Source organism: Belliella calami (genome assembly GCF_022549695.1).
Taxonomy (GTDB): domain Bacteria; phylum Bacteroidota; class Bacteroidia; order Cytophagales; family Cyclobacteriaceae; genus Belliella; species Belliella calami.
Genome location: NZ_JAKZGS010000003.1, coordinates 429774 through 447111 on the forward strand (window position 1 = coordinate 429774; position 17338 = coordinate 447111).

Annotated in this window: 14 protein-coding genes and 1 rRNA gene; 12 read left to right on the top strand and 3 right to left on the bottom strand. The window is 36.8% G+C overall.

Annotated features, from left to right (window positions below; all coding sequences use genetic code 11):
• Positions 1 to 5: 5 nt before the first annotated feature.
• Both MM236_RS06575 and MM236_RS06580 read right to left on the bottom strand, forming a co-directional pair.
• Positions 6 to 437 (bottom strand): MarR family winged helix-turn-helix transcriptional regulator, encoded by a 432-nt coding sequence (locus MM236_RS06575; RefSeq protein WP_241274151.1) that lies wholly within the window; start codon positions 435 to 437, stop codon positions 6 to 8.
• 82 nt (positions 438 to 519) lie between these two features.
• Positions 520 to 1377 (bottom strand): toxin-antitoxin system YwqK family antitoxin, encoded by an 858-nt coding sequence (locus MM236_RS06580; protein ID WP_241274152.1) that lies wholly within the window; start codon positions 1375 to 1377, stop codon positions 520 to 522.
• A 134-nt stretch (positions 1378 to 1511) separates the two neighbouring features.
• Between MM236_RS06580 and MM236_RS06585 the strand changes: the two genes are divergently transcribed.
• From MM236_RS06585 to MM236_RS06620, 8 genes are all read left to right on the top strand, one after another.
• Complete coding sequence (locus MM236_RS06585; RefSeq protein ID WP_241274153.1) at positions 1512 to 2714, top strand: pyridoxal phosphate-dependent aminotransferase; 1203 nt, start codon at positions 1512 to 1514, stop codon at positions 2712 to 2714.
• An 85-nt stretch (positions 2715 to 2799) separates the two neighbouring features.
• On the top strand, positions 2800 to 3510 hold the full coding sequence (locus MM236_RS06590; protein ID WP_241274154.1) for a glycosyltransferase family A protein: 711 nt from the start codon (positions 2800 to 2802) through the stop codon (positions 3508 to 3510).
• Positions 3511 to 4524: 1014 nt separating this feature from the next.
• The gene (locus MM236_RS06595; RefSeq protein ID WP_241274155.1) at positions 4525 to 5568 is read left to right on the top strand and encodes a DUF4421 domain-containing protein; all 1044 of its coding nucleotides are present in this window, start codon (positions 4525 to 4527) and stop codon (positions 5566 to 5568) included.
• A gap of 112 nt (positions 5569 to 5680) precedes the next feature.
• Positions 5681 to 7225, top strand: a complete 1545-nt coding sequence (gene amaB, locus MM236_RS06600; RefSeq protein WP_241274156.1) for an L-piperidine-6-carboxylate dehydrogenase — start codon at positions 5681 to 5683, stop codon at positions 7223 to 7225.
• A gap of 368 nt (positions 7226 to 7593) precedes the next feature.
• Positions 7594 to 8910, top strand: coding sequence for a 30S ribosomal protein S12 methylthiotransferase RimO (gene rimO / locus MM236_RS06605; RefSeq protein WP_241274157.1), 1317 nt, complete (start codon positions 7594 to 7596; stop codon positions 8908 to 8910).
• An 87-nt stretch (positions 8911 to 8997) separates the two neighbouring features.
• Positions 8998 to 9867: a glycerophosphodiester phosphodiesterase family protein gene (locus tag MM236_RS06610; protein ID WP_241274158.1), complete on the top strand. Its 870-nt coding sequence runs from the start codon at positions 8998 to 9000 to the stop codon at positions 9865 to 9867.
• Positions 9868 to 9996: 129 nt separating this feature from the next.
• Positions 9997 to 11163, top strand: a complete 1167-nt coding sequence (locus tag MM236_RS06615) for a hypothetical protein (RefSeq protein WP_241274159.1) — start codon at positions 9997 to 9999, stop codon at positions 11161 to 11163.
• Between the two features lie 159 nt (positions 11164 to 11322).
• Positions 11323 to 12318: an adenosine kinase gene (locus MM236_RS06620; protein ID WP_241274160.1), complete on the top strand. Its 996-nt coding sequence runs from the start codon at positions 11323 to 11325 to the stop codon at positions 12316 to 12318.
• A gap of 194 nt (positions 12319 to 12512) precedes the next feature.
• On the opposite strand, the gene MM236_RS06625 is transcribed toward MM236_RS06620, so the two are convergent.
• The gene (locus MM236_RS06625; RefSeq protein WP_241274161.1) at positions 12513 to 13646 is read right to left on the bottom strand and encodes a DEAD/DEAH box helicase; all 1134 of its coding nucleotides are present in this window, start codon (positions 13644 to 13646) and stop codon (positions 12513 to 12515) included.
• Positions 13647 to 13991: 345 nt separating this feature from the next.
• Between MM236_RS06625 and MM236_RS06630 the strand changes: the two genes are divergently transcribed.
• From MM236_RS06630 to MM236_RS06645, 4 genes are all read left to right on the top strand, one after another.
• Positions 13992 to 15338: a Gfo/Idh/MocA family protein gene (locus MM236_RS06630; RefSeq protein WP_241274162.1), complete on the top strand. Its 1347-nt coding sequence runs from the start codon at positions 13992 to 13994 to the stop codon at positions 15336 to 15338.
• 93 nt (positions 15339 to 15431) lie between these two features.
• Positions 15432 to 16184: a 3-keto-disaccharide hydrolase gene (locus MM236_RS06635; protein WP_241274163.1), complete on the top strand. Its 753-nt coding sequence runs from the start codon at positions 15432 to 15434 to the stop codon at positions 16182 to 16184.
• Entirely contained in the window at positions 16181 to 16786 is a 606-nt protein-coding gene (locus tag MM236_RS06640; protein ID WP_241274164.1) for a 3-keto-disaccharide hydrolase, read from the top strand. The genes MM236_RS06635 and MM236_RS06640 overlap by 4 nt, the downstream gene beginning before the upstream one ends.
• Before the next feature lie 466 nt (positions 16787 to 17252).
• Positions 17253 to 17338 (top strand): 16S ribosomal RNA (locus tag MM236_RS06645); the annotation flags it as partial.

Genomic DNA, 17338 nt, shown 5'->3' on the forward strand with positions numbered 1-17338 from the left:
ATTTTCTATCCCAAATTATTGTAAATAGTGTTCAAAATCCTTTTAAATTCTTCAAAATCCTTTGAATCAAGGTTTTCCCAAGCTTTTTCCCTTATAGAGGCTACCTGAGGCTTCAATGATTCGACTTTTTCAACTCCCTCTGTAGTGAGATGAAGTTGAAAACTTCGCCTGTCTTGAGGATGTGGTATCCTTTCTACATATCCTTTTTTTGACAGAATGTCTATTATTCTTGTCAGGGTAGGGTGGTCTTTGAACACCAGTTGTGCGAGCTCTGTCTGGCTCAGGAGTTCATTTTCAGCAAGATTTTTCAAAACCAACCATTGATCTACTGTGATATCAAATTCCCCAAGGTTAAACTTCTGCTGTGCATATTGTTTTACTTTCCGGGCAGTTCTGTCCAGTAGAAATGAATACTTGCTGAATTGTTCTTGTGTCATACCAATAGTTAGTGTGACAAATATATGGAAAAATTATATGAAAAATTAATAACCCTACAAAAATTATAGGGTTAATTATAAATTAATTTGATGCGAGATTTCTGTAGATTAAATTTCCATCTTTGTCCCATTCGGCACGGATATAGGGTCGAAATTTTTTCGTAAAGGGTTCTTCTTGGTATTGAATCTCTCTCTTTCTGATAGCTGTGGTGTTTTTGGTGTCCCAATATTCTGTCCAAATACCGACTTTTTCACCGTATTTATATTCGCCAATTACTGCTGCTTGCCCATTCTCGTAGAAATGATAGAAATTCCCTTCTTTCAATTCATATTCTACCGGTGTTATTTTTTCAATCTCTTTATTGGTTTCGTCATAGTAAGTTGTACGGGAATCTTTCGGCCAACCTTCGTAATAGTGTCCTTTGTCAATCAAAACACTTTTAGCGTCAAAAGTTAACCATGTGCCGTGCTTGGTTCCGTAGTAAAACATTCCTTTTTCAATGACTGTTTCATTCAGGTATTTTTCATATGGGCCATGTAGTAGAACGCCTTTTGATGCATCAAAATCTTTAGACCTGACCAGCTTGTCTTTTTGATCAAACCAATAGATGTCTCGTATATAAGGATCTACCGTTTTTTGTTCTAAGGTGTAATTGAAAATGGTATATTGAACTTGATCTCTTAAAGCTTGTCGAGTTCTTCCCTTTCTGGTCTTTTCTCCAAAATAAATATTTTTCCTTATTTTCTTTTTGTCTTTTTTCTTTTTATCCTTTTTGCTCTGTTCGTCAAAAAGCAAGAGTGGAGAGGTAGTTGGCAGTAATTTATTGGCAACTACTCCTGAAGAATCAGGATCAACAAATACCTCTTCGGATTTTTTTTGTGCAAAAGCGCCCAATTGAAAAGTAATCAGCAGGAATAAAAGTATTTTGATCGATTTCATGACCTGAATAACGTGTTCTTTTTAAGATTATTGAGCATTAAAATTACTAATTCGCAATCAAATCTCAGTTATGTTTAGATATAAAGTTTCAAATCTTTAATTTTGACAAAATTTTAAAAAAAACAACCACTAGAATGAATTCAATCCTATCAGACCGAATTAACCAAATGGAAGAGTCAGCAACGCTGGCAATGGCAAAAAAAGCTAGAGAGCTCAAAGGCCAAGGAATAGATATTATAAGTTTGAGTCTTGGAGAGCCAGACTTCAAAACGCCAAAACATATTCAGGATGCAGCAAAAGCAGCAATCGATGAGGGGAAATATTTTGCGTATCCTCCAGTGGCAGGATATCAGGATTTGAGGGAAGCAATTGCCAAAAAACTTCGTGATGACAATAAGATAAGTGATGCGAAGGCGGAAAACATCGTTGTTTCTACTGGCGCTAAGCATTCTATCGCTAACATATTTATGTGTATGCTGAATGAAGGTGATGAAGTAGTTATTTTTTCACCTTATTGGGTTTCTTATGCCGAGATCATCAAGTTGGCAGGCGGTGTTCCTGTTTTGATTGAAGGTACTTTGGAAAACAATTTCAAAGCTACAGCAGCTCAGTTGAAGGATGCAATGACAGCCAAAACAAAAGCAGTAATCTATTCTTCCCCTTGCAACCCTACAGGTTCTGTTTTCAGCAAGGAAGAGTTGGAGGCTATCGCTGAAGTGGTAAAAAGCCAAGAAGATGTATATGTGATCGCAGATGAAATTTACGAATTGATCAACTTCACAGGACAACATGCAAGTATAGGTTCTTTCCCAGGAATGTTTGAAAGAACAATTACTGTTAATGGATTTTCAAAAGGTTATGCAATGACAGGTTGGAGAGTAGGGTATATTTGCGCTCCACTGTTTATTGCCAAAGCATGTGAGAAGATGCAAGGTCAATTCACCTCAGGTGGAACCGGAATTGCACAAAGAGCAGCATTGGCGGCCATTGCAGGTGATCAGCAACCATCAAAAGAGATGGAAAAAGCATATCTTGGACGTAGGGAGTTGGTTTTGGGATTGTTGAGAGATATTCCAGGGATCAAGACTCACGTTCCTGAAGGGGCTTTTTACTTCTTTCCAGACGTGACAGCTTTCTTTGGGAAAAGTGCTGAGGGAATACAAATAAATAATGCAGATGATTTGTGTATTTATTTGCTAGAGAAAGCGAACGTATCAGTGGTGACAGGGGCTGCTTTTGGAGCGCCTGATTGTTTTAGGTTGTCATATGCAGCATCTGAAGAGGATTTGAAAGAAGCTCTGAAGAGAATGAAAGAGGCTTTAGGTAATTTGTCCTAATTCTTTTGAGATAACCAAGAGGCCTTTTGATTTCCTTTTCAGAAGGCCTTTTTTTATTTGTTTTATTCAATACTCAATTTGAAATATGGTAAAGGCATTAGTCATCACTCCTGTAAAAAATGCGATCGAAACGACTTTGGATACAGCCAAAGCAATAAGTGAATCAAATATAGAGGTAAAGCATATTATTTTTAACGATTTCAGTAGTCCGGAAACTCGAGAAGGACTGGAATTGAATCAAGCAAAGTTCGGCTACGATCTTATTAATTTGGAAGATTTTGTGCAAAAACCTTCTCCAAATTATGATTATGTTTTGAAGAAAGGTCAGGCTTTGGCTCTGGAAGAAAAATTGCCATTGATCATTGTTGAGTCTGATGTTGTTGTCAAAAAAGATACTTTATCTAGCTTACTTACATTTATGGAAAATAATAAAGGTTGCGGAATGATAGGGGCTATCACTGTTGATGAAAAGGGTAAGACTAATTTTCCTTATTTAAAATTTAAAAATGAAAAGAAGCAAGTGATCCAAACAGAAAGGAGTTTGAGCTTTTGTTGTACTTTGATTACAACAGATTTTTTGGCAGCTTATGATTTCAATTCCTTGGAAAGAGGCAAAGATTGGTTTGATACAACAATATCGAAAATGTCAATAAATTTGGGGTTTGAAAATTTTGTTTTGAATAATGTCCCTGTATGGCATAGACCTCATGGTAGCAGACCATGGAAGCAACTCAAATACACTAATCCAATAAAATACTATTGGCAAAAGTTTATTTTGGGAAGAGATAAAATATAAGCAGTTTAAAGCTATTGGTTGATTTTAATGGATATATGGAGCTTTGTCACTAACTAAAGAAAAGCCTTATTTAGCTTAGGTTCGATATTAATTGATATTTGATACACAAAGATCTTTAACATAAGCCAACAATCAACCATGGAATTATGGCTGCCGGCAAAGAAGCATGTAATCAAAATAATTTTTCTTTCAATTTTTTAATTTTCCCTTTTTCGGAATGATTTCGTATTTAGATTAGCAGAATAGATATTTTTCAGACAAGAAAATCCTAAAGCAAATTGATCAAATGAAAGGATGGCTAAAGCTAATGTGTTTTTTTTACTTTATTTATTGTCTTCCATGAGCCATTTTGTAAAATGTAATCCATAAAGTATTCATTAACTTTTTCCTACAGTCTTCAGGAGAAAATAGCAAGACTTTCCAAATGTTGTGGGTTTGACTTTATTAGAAATTTACCAAGTTTTGAGTATAAAAGATATAATTAAATCAATAAAAAATTATTTTTATGTAATTTTGTTTTTTGGGTGTATAGGAGTTCGGAAATTTGATGAATGGGTATGTTTGGTTTTTGTTTTAAGCTGAATATTGTTTGATTAAACCCATATAAATATTGATAAACAATTGTTTGAAGTGTTTTTTGTACGTTTATTTTTGCTCATTTGCTCCTGAGAAAATTAGGATGAGTGGGGCGTTTCTGTCAAGGGAATTTTATCTAAGCTGGATTTATTTGAGTAGTTGGCTGTCAGTTGTTGTTATTATTTTTATAATTTATCAAAAATTACCATGAAAAAATATTTGGATATTAAATATAAACTTATGTATATTTGTCATGGGTGATTAAGCAACTTTTTCTGCTTTAAGTTTTTGATCTAGCATAGAAATGAAGACTGTTTCGAGAATTGCTTTTACTAGTCTTCATTTCAAAAATATAAAATCCTGCTTCGGCAGGATTTTTTGTTTAGATTGCTCTTATTAATTTTATGTTTCAATGAAATCCATTAAAAAAAGATCATTGTGGGTATTTATAAGCTTCAAATATTCAAGGTTGTAATTTTGCTTGTTTTGGCGTTTTCTTTGGAAGTAAAACCAACGAATGCCCAAGCAAATTTGGACTCTGTCTACTATGTGAAATTTCCTGATCAATTGACCACTAGAGTGTACACTTCCAGAAAATACACCTCTGTTTTGATAAACGATCGGGTGCTAGACCAAAAAATTCGATTCGAACCAAATTCCACATTGAACCTTGGACTTGGAGCTACTTACAATGGACTTACTTTAAATATTGCGTATGGTTTTGGTTTTTTGAATCCAGAACGTGGTACAGGAGAGTCAAAATACTTGGATCTTCAAGCCCATGCTTACCCTAAAGATCTTATTATTGATCTTTTTTTACAATTCTATAAAGGTTACTATGCGGAATTGGATGATTTTTCTTCACAAAATGATCCGTTTTTGATTCTCCCTGAGATGCGAGTTAGAAAAATAGGGACAAATGTCCAATATCTATTCAATGGTGATAAGTTGTCTTTACGAGCTGCTTTTCTTCAAAGTGAATGGCAAAAACGCTCAGCGGGAAGTCCTCTTTTGGGTTTTGAGATTTATGGAGGTCTTGTAGACAATGATGGGTTGATAATGCCAATGGGCTTATTGGATTCTGAAGATCGTAACTTCAGTTCTTCAAAATACTTCCAATTTGGACCAAATGTTGGGTATTCGCATACCTTCGTGATTTTGAAACATTTTTTCATAACTGGATATGCATCTACCAATCTGAGTTTGGGGCATCAAAATTTGTCTTTTGAAAATGGAAATGAAAGAAGATGGGGTCTGAGTTCTAATTTATTTCTTCGTGGATTTGTAGGATACAACTCTGAAAAGTGGTCAATCAATGCAAATTACGTACATAATAGAGTTAATTTGACACGAAACAGTAACTTTGATAATACATTGATGACAGGAAACTATCGGATTAATTTTGTTTATAGAATAAAGCCTGGGTCAAATTTAAAGCGATATCTTGATGCAGTAGATTTAAAAAGGCTCTTAAGGAGATGATATTCGATTGGCAATATATAGCTTGATATATTGGTAATTATACCTATTAATATTTTTAGATATCATATTTTATTAATTTTACTTTCTTTGAAGAATATAAAACCAAATATATATGTCAGACAAATATGGAATAGGCAAAGCCTTGGCAGTCTTGGGTGTTAAAGCTGAAAATAGTGGGACTTGTACCGGAAATAGCTGGATGGATACAAGTGAAGGATATTTAAGTTCATTTTCTCCAGCAGATGGTGATTTGATAGCAAAAGTTCAATTGACAGATAAAGAGTCATATGAAAAAGTCATTTTGCAAGGACAAAAGGCTTTTTCTGAATGGAGATTGTTGCCGGCACCTCAGAGAGGGGAGATTGTCCGTCAGGTTGGAAATGCTTTGCGAGAAGTTAAATCTGAATTGGGAAAATTGGTTTCTTACGAGATGGGTAAGTCTTATCAGGAAGGTTTAGGGGAAGTTCAGGAGATGATAGATATCTGTGATTTTGCAGTTGGTCTATCAAGACAACTTTATGGATTGACAATGCATTCTGAAAGGCCTGGCCATAGAATGTACGAACAATGGCATCCAATTGGAATAGTCGGTATAATTTCCGCATTCAATTTTCCTGTGGCAGTTTGGTCTTGGAACAGTATGATAGCTTTAGTTTGTGGCAATGTTTGTGTTTGGAAACCTTCCGAAAAGGCTCCGATTTCTGCTATCGCTTGTCAACATATAATTGCAAAAGTATTGAGAGAAAACAATTTGCCTGAAGGGATTTCATCATTGATTGTGGGTGATTACAAAGTTGGTGAATATTTATCCCATGACGCTAGGATTCCATTGGTATCTGCGACGGGTTCTACTAGGATGGGCAAACTAGTTGGGCAAGCTGTTGGAGCTAGGCTAGGTCGCTCCTTGCTTGAATTAGGGGGGAACAATGCGATTATTATTTCTGAAAATGCAGATTTGGAAATTGCAATTCGTGGTGCCTTGTTTGGAGCCGTGGGTACTGCGGGTCAAAGATGTACTTCCACAAGGAGATTGATTGTCCATAAATCAGTGTATGAGGAAGTTAAGTCTAGGTTGGTTTCGGCCTATGGGAAGCTCGTGATAGGAAACCCACTAGATGAAAAAAATCACGTGGGTCCATTGATAGATGAGCAAGCAGTAGAGATGTATCTTGAGGCAATCAAAAAAGTAAAAGCAGAAGGTGGTAAAGAATTAGTTGTGGGAGACGTGTTGAGCGGCGAAGGTTATGAATCAGGTTGTTATGTGAAGCCTTGCATCATCGAAGCGGAAAATCACTATGAGATGGTGCAGCATGAGACTTTTGCCCCGATTTTGTATTTGATGAAATATGATGATTTGAAAGAGGCAATAAAGTTACAAAATGCAGTTCCGCAAGGATTGTCTTCTGCTATTATGACATTGAATATGCGTGAAGCAGAGTTGTTTTTGTCTGCAGCAGGTTCCGATTGTGGTATTGCAAATGTTAATATTGGGACTTCTGGTGCAGAAATAGGAGGGGCATTTGGGGGAGAAAAGGAAACTGGTGGAGGAAGAGAATCAGGGTCAGATTCTTGGAAAGCCTATATGCGTCGACAGACTAATACGATCAATTATAGTAATGCATTGCCTCTTGCACAAGGTATTAAATTTGATATTTGATAAATAGAAAATTGGGATGGAGCGAATTTTCATCCCAATTATTTTTTCTTGCTATATCTCAAAAAAAATAGCGTCGATGTGAATCGACGCTAAAAAGTAATGCAAGGAGTTGAAAAAATGTTCGTTTGCTGTACGAGTTCAAAAGTAGAAAGATTCTATTCATCAGAAGCAAATAAATCATTAAGGATATTTTAATTAAAAGGCAATCTAATCTAAGATTGTTAATATTTTGATAATATAGCTGTACAGTGAATCCCACATGATCTCTAGAATTGATTCTAAAAAAAATCACTTATTTACTTCTCTATCCATCCAAAAGAAGCAAGTTCCTTTAAATTCCTTACCTTTGCCCCCAAAGTAAGATATCAGTGAAAGCGAGAACATTAAAAAAAGATAAGGTCAATATCATCACCATGGGGTGTTCCAAGAATTTGGTAGACTCAGAGGTGCTTTTGACACAACTCAGAGGCAACGGCATCAATGCCAGCCATGAATCAAATAAGGACGATAACAATATAATTATCATCAATACCTGTGGGTTTATTGACAATGCAAAACAGGAGTCTATAGATACAATACTCCAGTATGTAGATGCAAAGGAGCAGGGTTTGGTGGATAAAGTTTATGTCACTGGTTGCCTGTCTCAGCGCTACAAAGATGATTTGGAAAAAGAAATCCCTCAAGTAGATGCATTTTTCGGGACTAGGGATTTGCCAGCTATTTTGAAAAAATTCAAAGCAGATTATAAGCATGAACTGGTAGGTGAGCGTTTATTGACTCATGCCTCACATTATGCTTACATGAAAATTTCTGAAGGTTGTGATAGACCTTGTTCTTTTTGTGCGATTCCATTGATGCGTGGAGGTCATATCTCACGCTCTATTGAAGACTTGGTAAAAGAAGCTGAACACAAAGCTGCTAACGGAACCAAAGAATTGCTCTTGATTGCACAAGATTCAACTTATTATGGTCTTGATTTATACAAGAAAAGAAGATTGGCAGATTTGATGCGAGCGCTATCAGATGTAAATGGCATTGATTGGATCAGATTACATTATGCATATCCGACTGGATTTCCAATGGATGTGATCGACGTCATGAAAGAAAGACCAAATATCTGCAACTATTTAGATATTCCATTGCAGCATGGATCCACTTCAGTATTGAAAACAATGCGTAGGGGTACAACCAGGGAGAAGCAGGAAGAATTGATACATTCTATCAGGGATGTGATGCCAGATATCGCTATCAGGACTACTTTGATAGCAGGACACCCTGGTGAGGGAGAAGCAGAATATCAGGAAATGGTTGACTTTGTTGAGAGAATGAAATTTGAGCGCTTGGGTGTTTTTACATATTCTCACGAAGAAAATACACATGCCGGCTCGATGGAAGACATTATTCCACAAGAGGAAAAACAAGCCAGGGCAAATCACCTGATGGAAATTCAAGAGCAGATTTCTTATGACCTCAACCAAGAGAAAATCGGTAAAACCTTTAAAGTCTTGATTGATAAAAAGGAAGGTGGACACTTTGTGGGTAGGACAGAGTATGATTCTGTAGAGGTTGACAACGAAGTGCTTATTGATGCAGCCAAGCATTATTGTAGAGTTGGTGATTTTGTAGATGTCAAGATTACAGATGCTACAGAATTTGACTTGTATGGAGATGTCTTGAATTCCTAAAAAGATTAGATTAAGAAATCATCACAATTAATTCATATTGTGATGATTTTTTGTTTTCAGACATAGTGTAATTTGCAAACAAAAAACATGAAAAAATCACTCCTTTTTGCTTTAATTTTTATCCCCATGATCTCAGAAGCTCAGTTTTCTTACGACCTGCAAGGCCACAGAGGCTCAAGGGGATTGATGCCTGAGAATACTATTCCAGCTATGATCAAGGCTTTGGATTTGGGGGCTACTACACTTGAATTGGATTTGGCTGTGACAAAAGACGGGGAAATAATTGTGTCGCATGAACCATATATGAATCCGTTGATTTGCTTTACCCCGGAAGGAAGTGAAATAAAAGAAGGTGATAAAAGCCATAATATCTACCAGATGACTTTTCAGGAAGTAAAAAAATACGATTCTGGGACGAAATTTCATGCTGGTTTTCCTCAACAAGTGAAATTTCATGTCACCAAACCTAGACTCAAGGATCTTTTTGAAGTAGTAGAAAAATATGTGAAGGATCATAACCTACCCTCACCTTATTATAATATTGAGATCAAAAGTAGCGTCGAAGGCGATGGTGTTTATCATCCTGCTCCAGCTGAGTTTTCAGATATAGTTTTTAAATTAATCGATTCGAGTGTTTCTTGGGAGCGGGTGAATATCCAATCTTTCGATTTCAGGGTTTTGAAATACTACAACCAAACATATCCAGATGTAACATTGGCAATGTTGATAACAGATGCGACCAAATCTAAAGCGCAACTGGAGGAACTTGGATTTCAGCCTCAGATCTATTCTCCATATTTCGTGGCACTCAACCAAGAGACTGTCAAAGAATTGAAGGAGAAAGGTATGAAAATTATCCCATGGACAGTCAATACCACAGAGCAAATGCAAAAACTTTTGGATATGGGTATCGATGGTATAATTACAGATTTTCCCAATTTGGCTCCGAAGCAGTAGTAGGATTTGCTTATTATACAACAGGCCTTAGAATCATCCATAGTGATTTTGAGGCCTGACTCTTTTTAAATTACCTCGGACTTTAAGATTATATGCTTATTTTTGGCTTTTCTTAATCAAAAGCAAAGCATGAAGATTGTAGAAGTAAGCAGCCCTGCGCATCAAAAGGAGTTTATAGAAATGGCAGTTCAGTTATACAAAAATGAACCCAACTGGATCCGGCCTTTGGACAAAGATATTGAGGGTCTATTTCATACCGATACCAACAAGCTTTTCAAACTTGGAGCAAAAGCAAGCAGATGGTTACTTTTGAATGATAAAGGAAAAACTATCGGAAGGGTATCCGCTTTTGTAAATCCTAAATGGAAAGAAAAGCAGCCTACAGGAGGCATGGGTTTTTTTGAATGTATCAATGACCAAAAAGCAGCCTTTTTGTTAATTGATACTGCCAAAAACTGGCTTGCTCAACAAGGAATGGAAGCCATGGATGGGCCAGTCAATTTTGGAGAAAGGGATAAGTGGTGGGGACTCTTAGTCCAAGGATTTTCTCCCCCTAATTACAATATGCCTTGGAACTTCTCTTACTATAAGGATTTTTTTGAAGCTTATGGCTTCCAGATTTACTTTAAGCAATTCACCTATATGCGTCCTGTGCAAGGTGTAGGATTTGATAAGAAAATGATAGAGAGAGCCAATAAAATAATCGGTGATCCAGATTTTGAATTTAGGCATATTTCTGGAAAAGAACTTTCTGAAAAGGCTCCCGAATACTTCATGACAGTATATAATAAAGCTTGGGCCAGACATATGGGTAAAAGCCTTACATTACGCGAAACGCAACTGATGTTTGGAAAGATGAAGCCGATCATGGATGGGAGGTTGATTTACTTTGGTTTTCACAAAAAAGAACCAGTTTCTTTCTTCATCAATATCCCAGAGATCAATCAACTCTTCAAATATGTCAATGGGAAAATGGACTTGATAGGGAAACTGAAGTTTGTCTGGAACAAGATTTTCAATCCCCCAAACAAAATGCTCGGTCTCGTATTTGGTGTTGTACCAGAGTTTCAGGGAAAAGGTGTGGAAAGTGCGATGATTATGGCTTATAATGAGAAATTCGCAAAACATGATTCCTTCCCATATAAAACAATAGAAATGAATTGGATTGGGGATTTTAATCCTAAAATGATGCGGGTTTGTGAGCAATTGAATGCTGAAATCTACAAGACGCACCATACCTACAGGTTTTTGTTTGATAGAGAAAAGCCATTCGAAAGACATCCGATTTTTGAGTAAACATACTAATATGAATCCCGATTCATAAAGTAAAAGAAATAGACAATCGACGAAATTGAATGCTATAGATTTTACACACTCACCTTTTGGTCAATAGTGGCAATAGGAGAAATAGCGAGTGTATCAACATGAAATTAATAAAAAGTAAATAAATTGAGAATGAAGAAGTACGACGTAACAGGCATAGGAAATGCACTTGTAGATATTGAATTTAAAGTAAAAGACCAGTTTTTTATTGATAATCAAGTTGAAAAAGGCTTGATGACATTGGTAGATGAAGACCGTCAGAATAGTTTGATGCAGGTGATCAATACCGAAGAAGCAAAAAAACAATGTGGAGGTTCTGCTGCCAATACAGTGATTGCAGTGAGTCAATTTGGTGGTAAATCATATTATTCCTGCAAAGTGGCAAATGATGAATTGGGGAAATTCTTTGTTGCAGACATGAAAGAAGCAGGTGTTGATAATAACTTGAATCCAGAAAAACTTGAGGAAGGGATTACTGGAAAGTGCCTAGTGATGGTGACAGAAGATGCTGAACGTACTATGAATACGTTTTTAGGAATTACACAGACCTACTCTATAGCAGATGTCAACGAGTCAGCAATTAAGGATTCTAAATATCTGTACATAGAAGGATATCTAGTGACATCTGAAAATGGAAAAGCAGCCATGCGTCATGCTAAAAAGCTTGCCGAGGATAATGGTGTGAAAGTGGCAATGACTTTTTCTGACCCTGCGATGGTTAAGTATTTCAAGGAAGCATTCGATGATGTAATTGGCCATAGTGTAGATATGCTATTTGCCAATGAGGAAGAGGCGATGCTATACACAGGGAAGGATAACCTCAAAGAAGCTCGTGAGGAATTGAAAAAGGTAGCAAAACATTTTGTAATTACCCAAGGCAAAAATGGTGCAATGATCTATGATGGGGATACTTTTATTGACATTGAACCTTACCCAACTACGGCTATTGATAGCAATGGAGCAGGTGATATGTTTGCGGGTGCATTTATGTATGGGATCACCAATGGACATTCTTATGCCTCAAGTGGAAAACTGGCATCTATGGCTAGTTCAAAAATTGTCAGCCAATTTGGGCCAAGGTTGAAATGGCACGAAGCAAAAGATATTTTATCCAAATTGAATCCTTAAACAAACAAAAATCCCTTCTGAATTAATTTCGGAAGGGATTTTTTATATATGCGATTGATTCACTAAAATCATAAAACCTGAAAGGTTTTATGATTTTCAATTAGTTGTTAGCATTAATCAAGTGAAACTTGGAAGGTTTTTTCTCAATATAAATCAACTGATTATTACAATATGTTGCGGATTTTAGGGGTTTACTAAAAATCAATATTTTCAGAGTCAATCAATTCTACCCACCTTTTCATTTTTTTCTGAATTACTTTAAAGTGATGTCTATCCTCCTCTGTGATAAGAGAAATAGCTTCTCCTTCCGATCCTGCCCGACCTGTACGACCAATTCTGTGGATATAATCTTTTGGAGATCTAGGCAATTCGAAATTCACAACATATGGTAAAAATTTAATATCGATTCCTCTAGCGGCCAAATCAGTAGCAACAAGCACTCGGAGTGCGCCACTTTTGAATTGTTTCAAAGCTTCAGTTCTGCCCCCTTGACTTTTGTCTCCATGAAAAGCCATCGCCTGAATCCCATTCTTATTCAGTTTTGCCGTTAAGTTATCAGCCGCTCTTATCGAAGAGGTAAATACCAGGACCTGATTCCAGTTCCCGTCTAAAATCAAATGTCTTAAAAGAGGTCCCTTTTTTTCTTGACTGACAAGATATGCTGATTGTGCTATGAGATCTGGAGTAATTTCTTCAGATTTGATTTCGATTTTGACGGGGTCCGTGAGCAGTTTGTCTATCAAAAGTGCCACAGAATCCTCCATTGTTGCGGAAAACAAGATGTTTTGTCTTTTCTTTGGTAAGCGAGACAAAATCTCATCGACCTCCTCCTTGAAGCCCAAATTCAAAACTTTATCGGCCTCGTCCAATACCAGCGTATTTAGATCTGAGATTGATATGGCATTCTTTGAGAGTAGATCCAATAATCTACCAGGAGTAGCCACCAATATATCTGTACCATTTAGCTTCATCATTTGAGGATTGATGGAAACACCCCCAAAGACTGCCATACTTTTTACCTTTCTTGGTAAGTGTTCACTAAAGACCCGTATTACATCTTCTACCTGAGCAGCCAATTCTCTAGTTGGCACGATGATAAGAACAGGAATGCTTCTTCCTTTATTAATTTCTTTTTTTTGTATTGCTTCTAAAATAGGAAGAATGTAGGATGCTGTTTTTCCAGATCCTGTCTGTGCGATTCCAAGTACATCTCTATTTTTAAGAATTGCCGGAATAGCTTCTATTTGAATTGGGTAAGGTTTCTCGTAGTGTGCTTTGTTGATAGCCTCAAGAATATTTGGAGAAAAGCCTAAGTCAGAAAACTTCATCTAATTTTATTAATTTACTGCAAATGTAGGTTTTATTTTATGGATCCCCTCTAATTTATGGCTTAGAATGGGTAATTGGCTTTCTACTTCCTTTTCATTACCAAAAGTTAAATCCAAATAGCAAGCTAAGAATATGACAAAATTGGTGATATTATCATCTTCCTATTACTGATTCAACTTAGTGGAATTCTCCTTACATTGTTTTTAGAAAATGCTTCGAATAGCTTTTGTATTGTTACAAAATATCACAGTTTGTAATATTTTTATGGAATAGAGTGAACTTTATTAAAAAAATTACCTAACTTTTAGTCGATATTTAACCTTTAATATGAAATTTTTGAATTCATGAAAAATAACCGTAGAAATTTTCTCAAAAAAATAGGGGTGACTGGTGTTGCGGCAGCAGTTACTCCTATGGTTTTTGCTGAAAATACTCCATCAAAAATGATTTTGACTAGAAGTCATTTTGATTCAAATGAAAAACCACTGTCCCTTGCTCTGATTGGGGCTGGAATTATGGGGGTTCAGGACATGCAGACAGCTTTAATGCATCCTAATGTCAAAGTAGTTGCTGTTTGCGATCTTTACCAAGGAAGGTTGGATGATGCAAAAAAAAGATGGGGAGAAGACTTGTTCTTGACAAAGGATTACACAGAGATCTTGAAAAGGAATGACATTGATGCGGTGCTGATAGCCACACCTGATCATTGGCATAAGCAGATCAGTATAGATGCTTTGAATTCAGGTAAGCATGTCTATTGCGAAAAGCCCATGGTACATTCTGTAAAAGAAGGGGAGGGTGTTATCAAAGAATGGAAAAAGTCTGGTAAAGTGATGATGGTAGGGAGTCAAGGCGTTTCCTCTTTGGGAAATGAAAAAGCTAAGGAACTTTTGGCTGCAGGAGCTATCGGTGATATTGTTTATGCTGAAGGTTTTTGGGCGAGGCATTCCCCTGAAGGCGCATGGCAATATAACATCCCAAAAGATGGAAATACACAAACTGTTGATTGGGAAAAGTTTATATCAAATACAAATAAGAAACCATGGGATCCATTGAGATTTTTTAGATGGAGAAATTACCTTGATTATGGTACGGGAATGTCTGGTGACCTATTCGTTCACCTTTTTTCTAGTCTGCATTATATTACAGATTCATATGGCCCAGACAAGATTTCTGCCATGGGAGGATTGAGATATTGGGAGGATGGCAGGGAAGTGCCTGACGTCCTTTTGGGTACATTCAATTATCCGAAATCAGAAAAGCATCCTGGGTTCAATCTTTCTTTAAGGTGTAATTTTGTAGACGGTACAAGTGGAACTACATATCTTAGAATTGTGGGCACGAAGGGTTCAATGGATGTGAAATGGGAAGAGGTGGTTGTCAAACTCAATGGTGGAGCAGCTTTGGAAGAAGATCCTTTCTTGAAAGAGCAGGCACTTTTGAGAGGAGAAACAGACACAAGGGCTAAAATTCTCCCTCCTCGCGAAACTATCTATGCCGCTGAAAAAAAATACAAAGGTGCACATTATGATCATTTTGGCAATTTTTTCCACGCAATCAGGACGGGTGGGGAAGTGGCAGAAGATCCTGTTTTTGGTTTTAGGGCAGCAGCGCCAGCATTATTATGTAATGACAGTTACTTTCAAAACAAATTCATCAACTGGGATCCAGTAAACATGAAAATAGTATAGGAAGAAATCTCATCTCACGAAAGTTTCAAATGTATAGAAAATAGTAAGTCATGTGAGATTTTATGTTACCACGGAAAAGAAAATTATAAGTATATGAAAAAGAAGTTAATCTATTTGGGTATAACTGCATTGCTAATAGCGTGTAGTTCCGAAAAAAAGACAGAAAATTTAGAAGAGACACCTGTTGAGGTCAGGGAAGACAATACATTAACAGATGATGAAAAAGCTGAAGGTTGGATGCTTTTGTTTGATGGTGAAAATGTAGATGGTTGGAGAGCTTATAATGGAGATAGTTTTCCAGAAGGGTGGACAGTAGAAGAAGGGGCTTTGAAAGGTCTTGGTCTTGGTGGAGATATAGGAGGTGATATCGTATTTGGAGCAGTTGAGTTTTCTGAGTTTGAAATGGAGTTTGATTGGAAAATTGGTGAAGGGGGCAACAGTGGTGTCTTTTATCATGTAGTGGAAGGGGAGCAATACAAAGCGCCATATTACACAGCTCCAGAATATCAAGTTATCGATCAATTAGGTTTTCCTCAAAAGTTGGAATTGTGGCAATCAATTGGAGCTGATTATGCAATGTATGATCCGGATTTTGAAGGAGCAGTAAAGTCAGCAGGCGAATGGAATACCTCCAAGATTGTATTTTCCGAAAAAGGTGCCAGCTATTGGTTGAATGGTAAGAAAACAGTTGAGTTCGTTCCCTATTCAGAAGACTGGAATCAAAGAAAGAATAGTGGTAAATGGGATGAATACCCAGATTATGCCATGTCTAAATCAGGATTGATTGGCCTACAAGATCATGGTAGTGCAGTTTGGTTCAAAAACATTAAAATAAAGAGACTATGAAAACTATAATTACAACTTGTTTTTTTTGTTGTCTGGTATTGGCTTTTTTGGGCTGCAAGTCCGATACTGAGGTTTCCTTATTCAACGGTAAGGATTTGAATGGCTGGACTATTTATGGTACAGAGAAATGGTATGTTGAAGATGGGTTGCTAGTTTCAGAGAGTGGTCCTGACAAAGCTTATGGATACCTCGGGACCAATGAGAGTTATAAAAACTTCGAGTTGAGTCTTGAGTTCAAGCAAGAAGCAGATGGTAATTCTGGAGTTTTCATTAGGTCTACAGTGGAAGGAACTACCGTTTCTGGCTGGCAAGTAGAGGTAGCTCCTCCAAATCTGCATACAGGTGGTATTTATGAATCTTATGGAAGAGGATGGTTGATAAAGCCTGAGGCGGAAAAGGAAAAAGCATTAAAATATGGAGATTGGAATAAAATGAAAATTGTAGCTAATGGAGGGAGGGTCACCTCGTATCTGAATGGTGAAGAGATGGTAGATTTAGAAGATGACAAAATTGCAAAGGGCGAGGGTAGTATTTTGCTTCAGATCCATGATGGTGGAGGTATCAAAGTATATTGGAGAAATATTGTTTTGAAACCTTTATAGGCTTTTAAAAGGAGAGATTTGAAATCGCTCAAGTTAGAAATAGCTTGAGCGATTTTTATTTCAAAACTTTTCTACTTGGTTTTCAGGTATTTTGGTAATGTTGTAAAAATACTTTGTGAGTAGTAGTTGTAAATTTGGGAAAAAGTTGCACTTTTGCAATCCCAAACGGGGGAAAGGTTGACACAGAAACACAGCAAGGGCAAAAAAGAAGTAAATATTTTCAATCTTTTTTTTGCGGTTTTAAAAAACATTCCTACCTTTGCAAACCCAACTCGTAAGAGGGTTTTGGGGATAAGGCCAGAGAGGTTTTCAAGACACCGGAAAGTCGGTGTATAAGTTCATTGAAGTACTGTAAGACAAAACGACAGAGACGAAGCCTTAGGGCTAGTTTCGTAAGAATAGATAGAGAATATATATCCATTGGCGTCAGGAACAAAGGGATTTAAAGATCCCTAAAAAAAACTTTACAATGGAGAGTTTGATCCTGGCTCAGGATGAACGCTAGCGGCAGGCCTAATACATGCAAGTCGAACGGGATTCGAGACTTCGGTT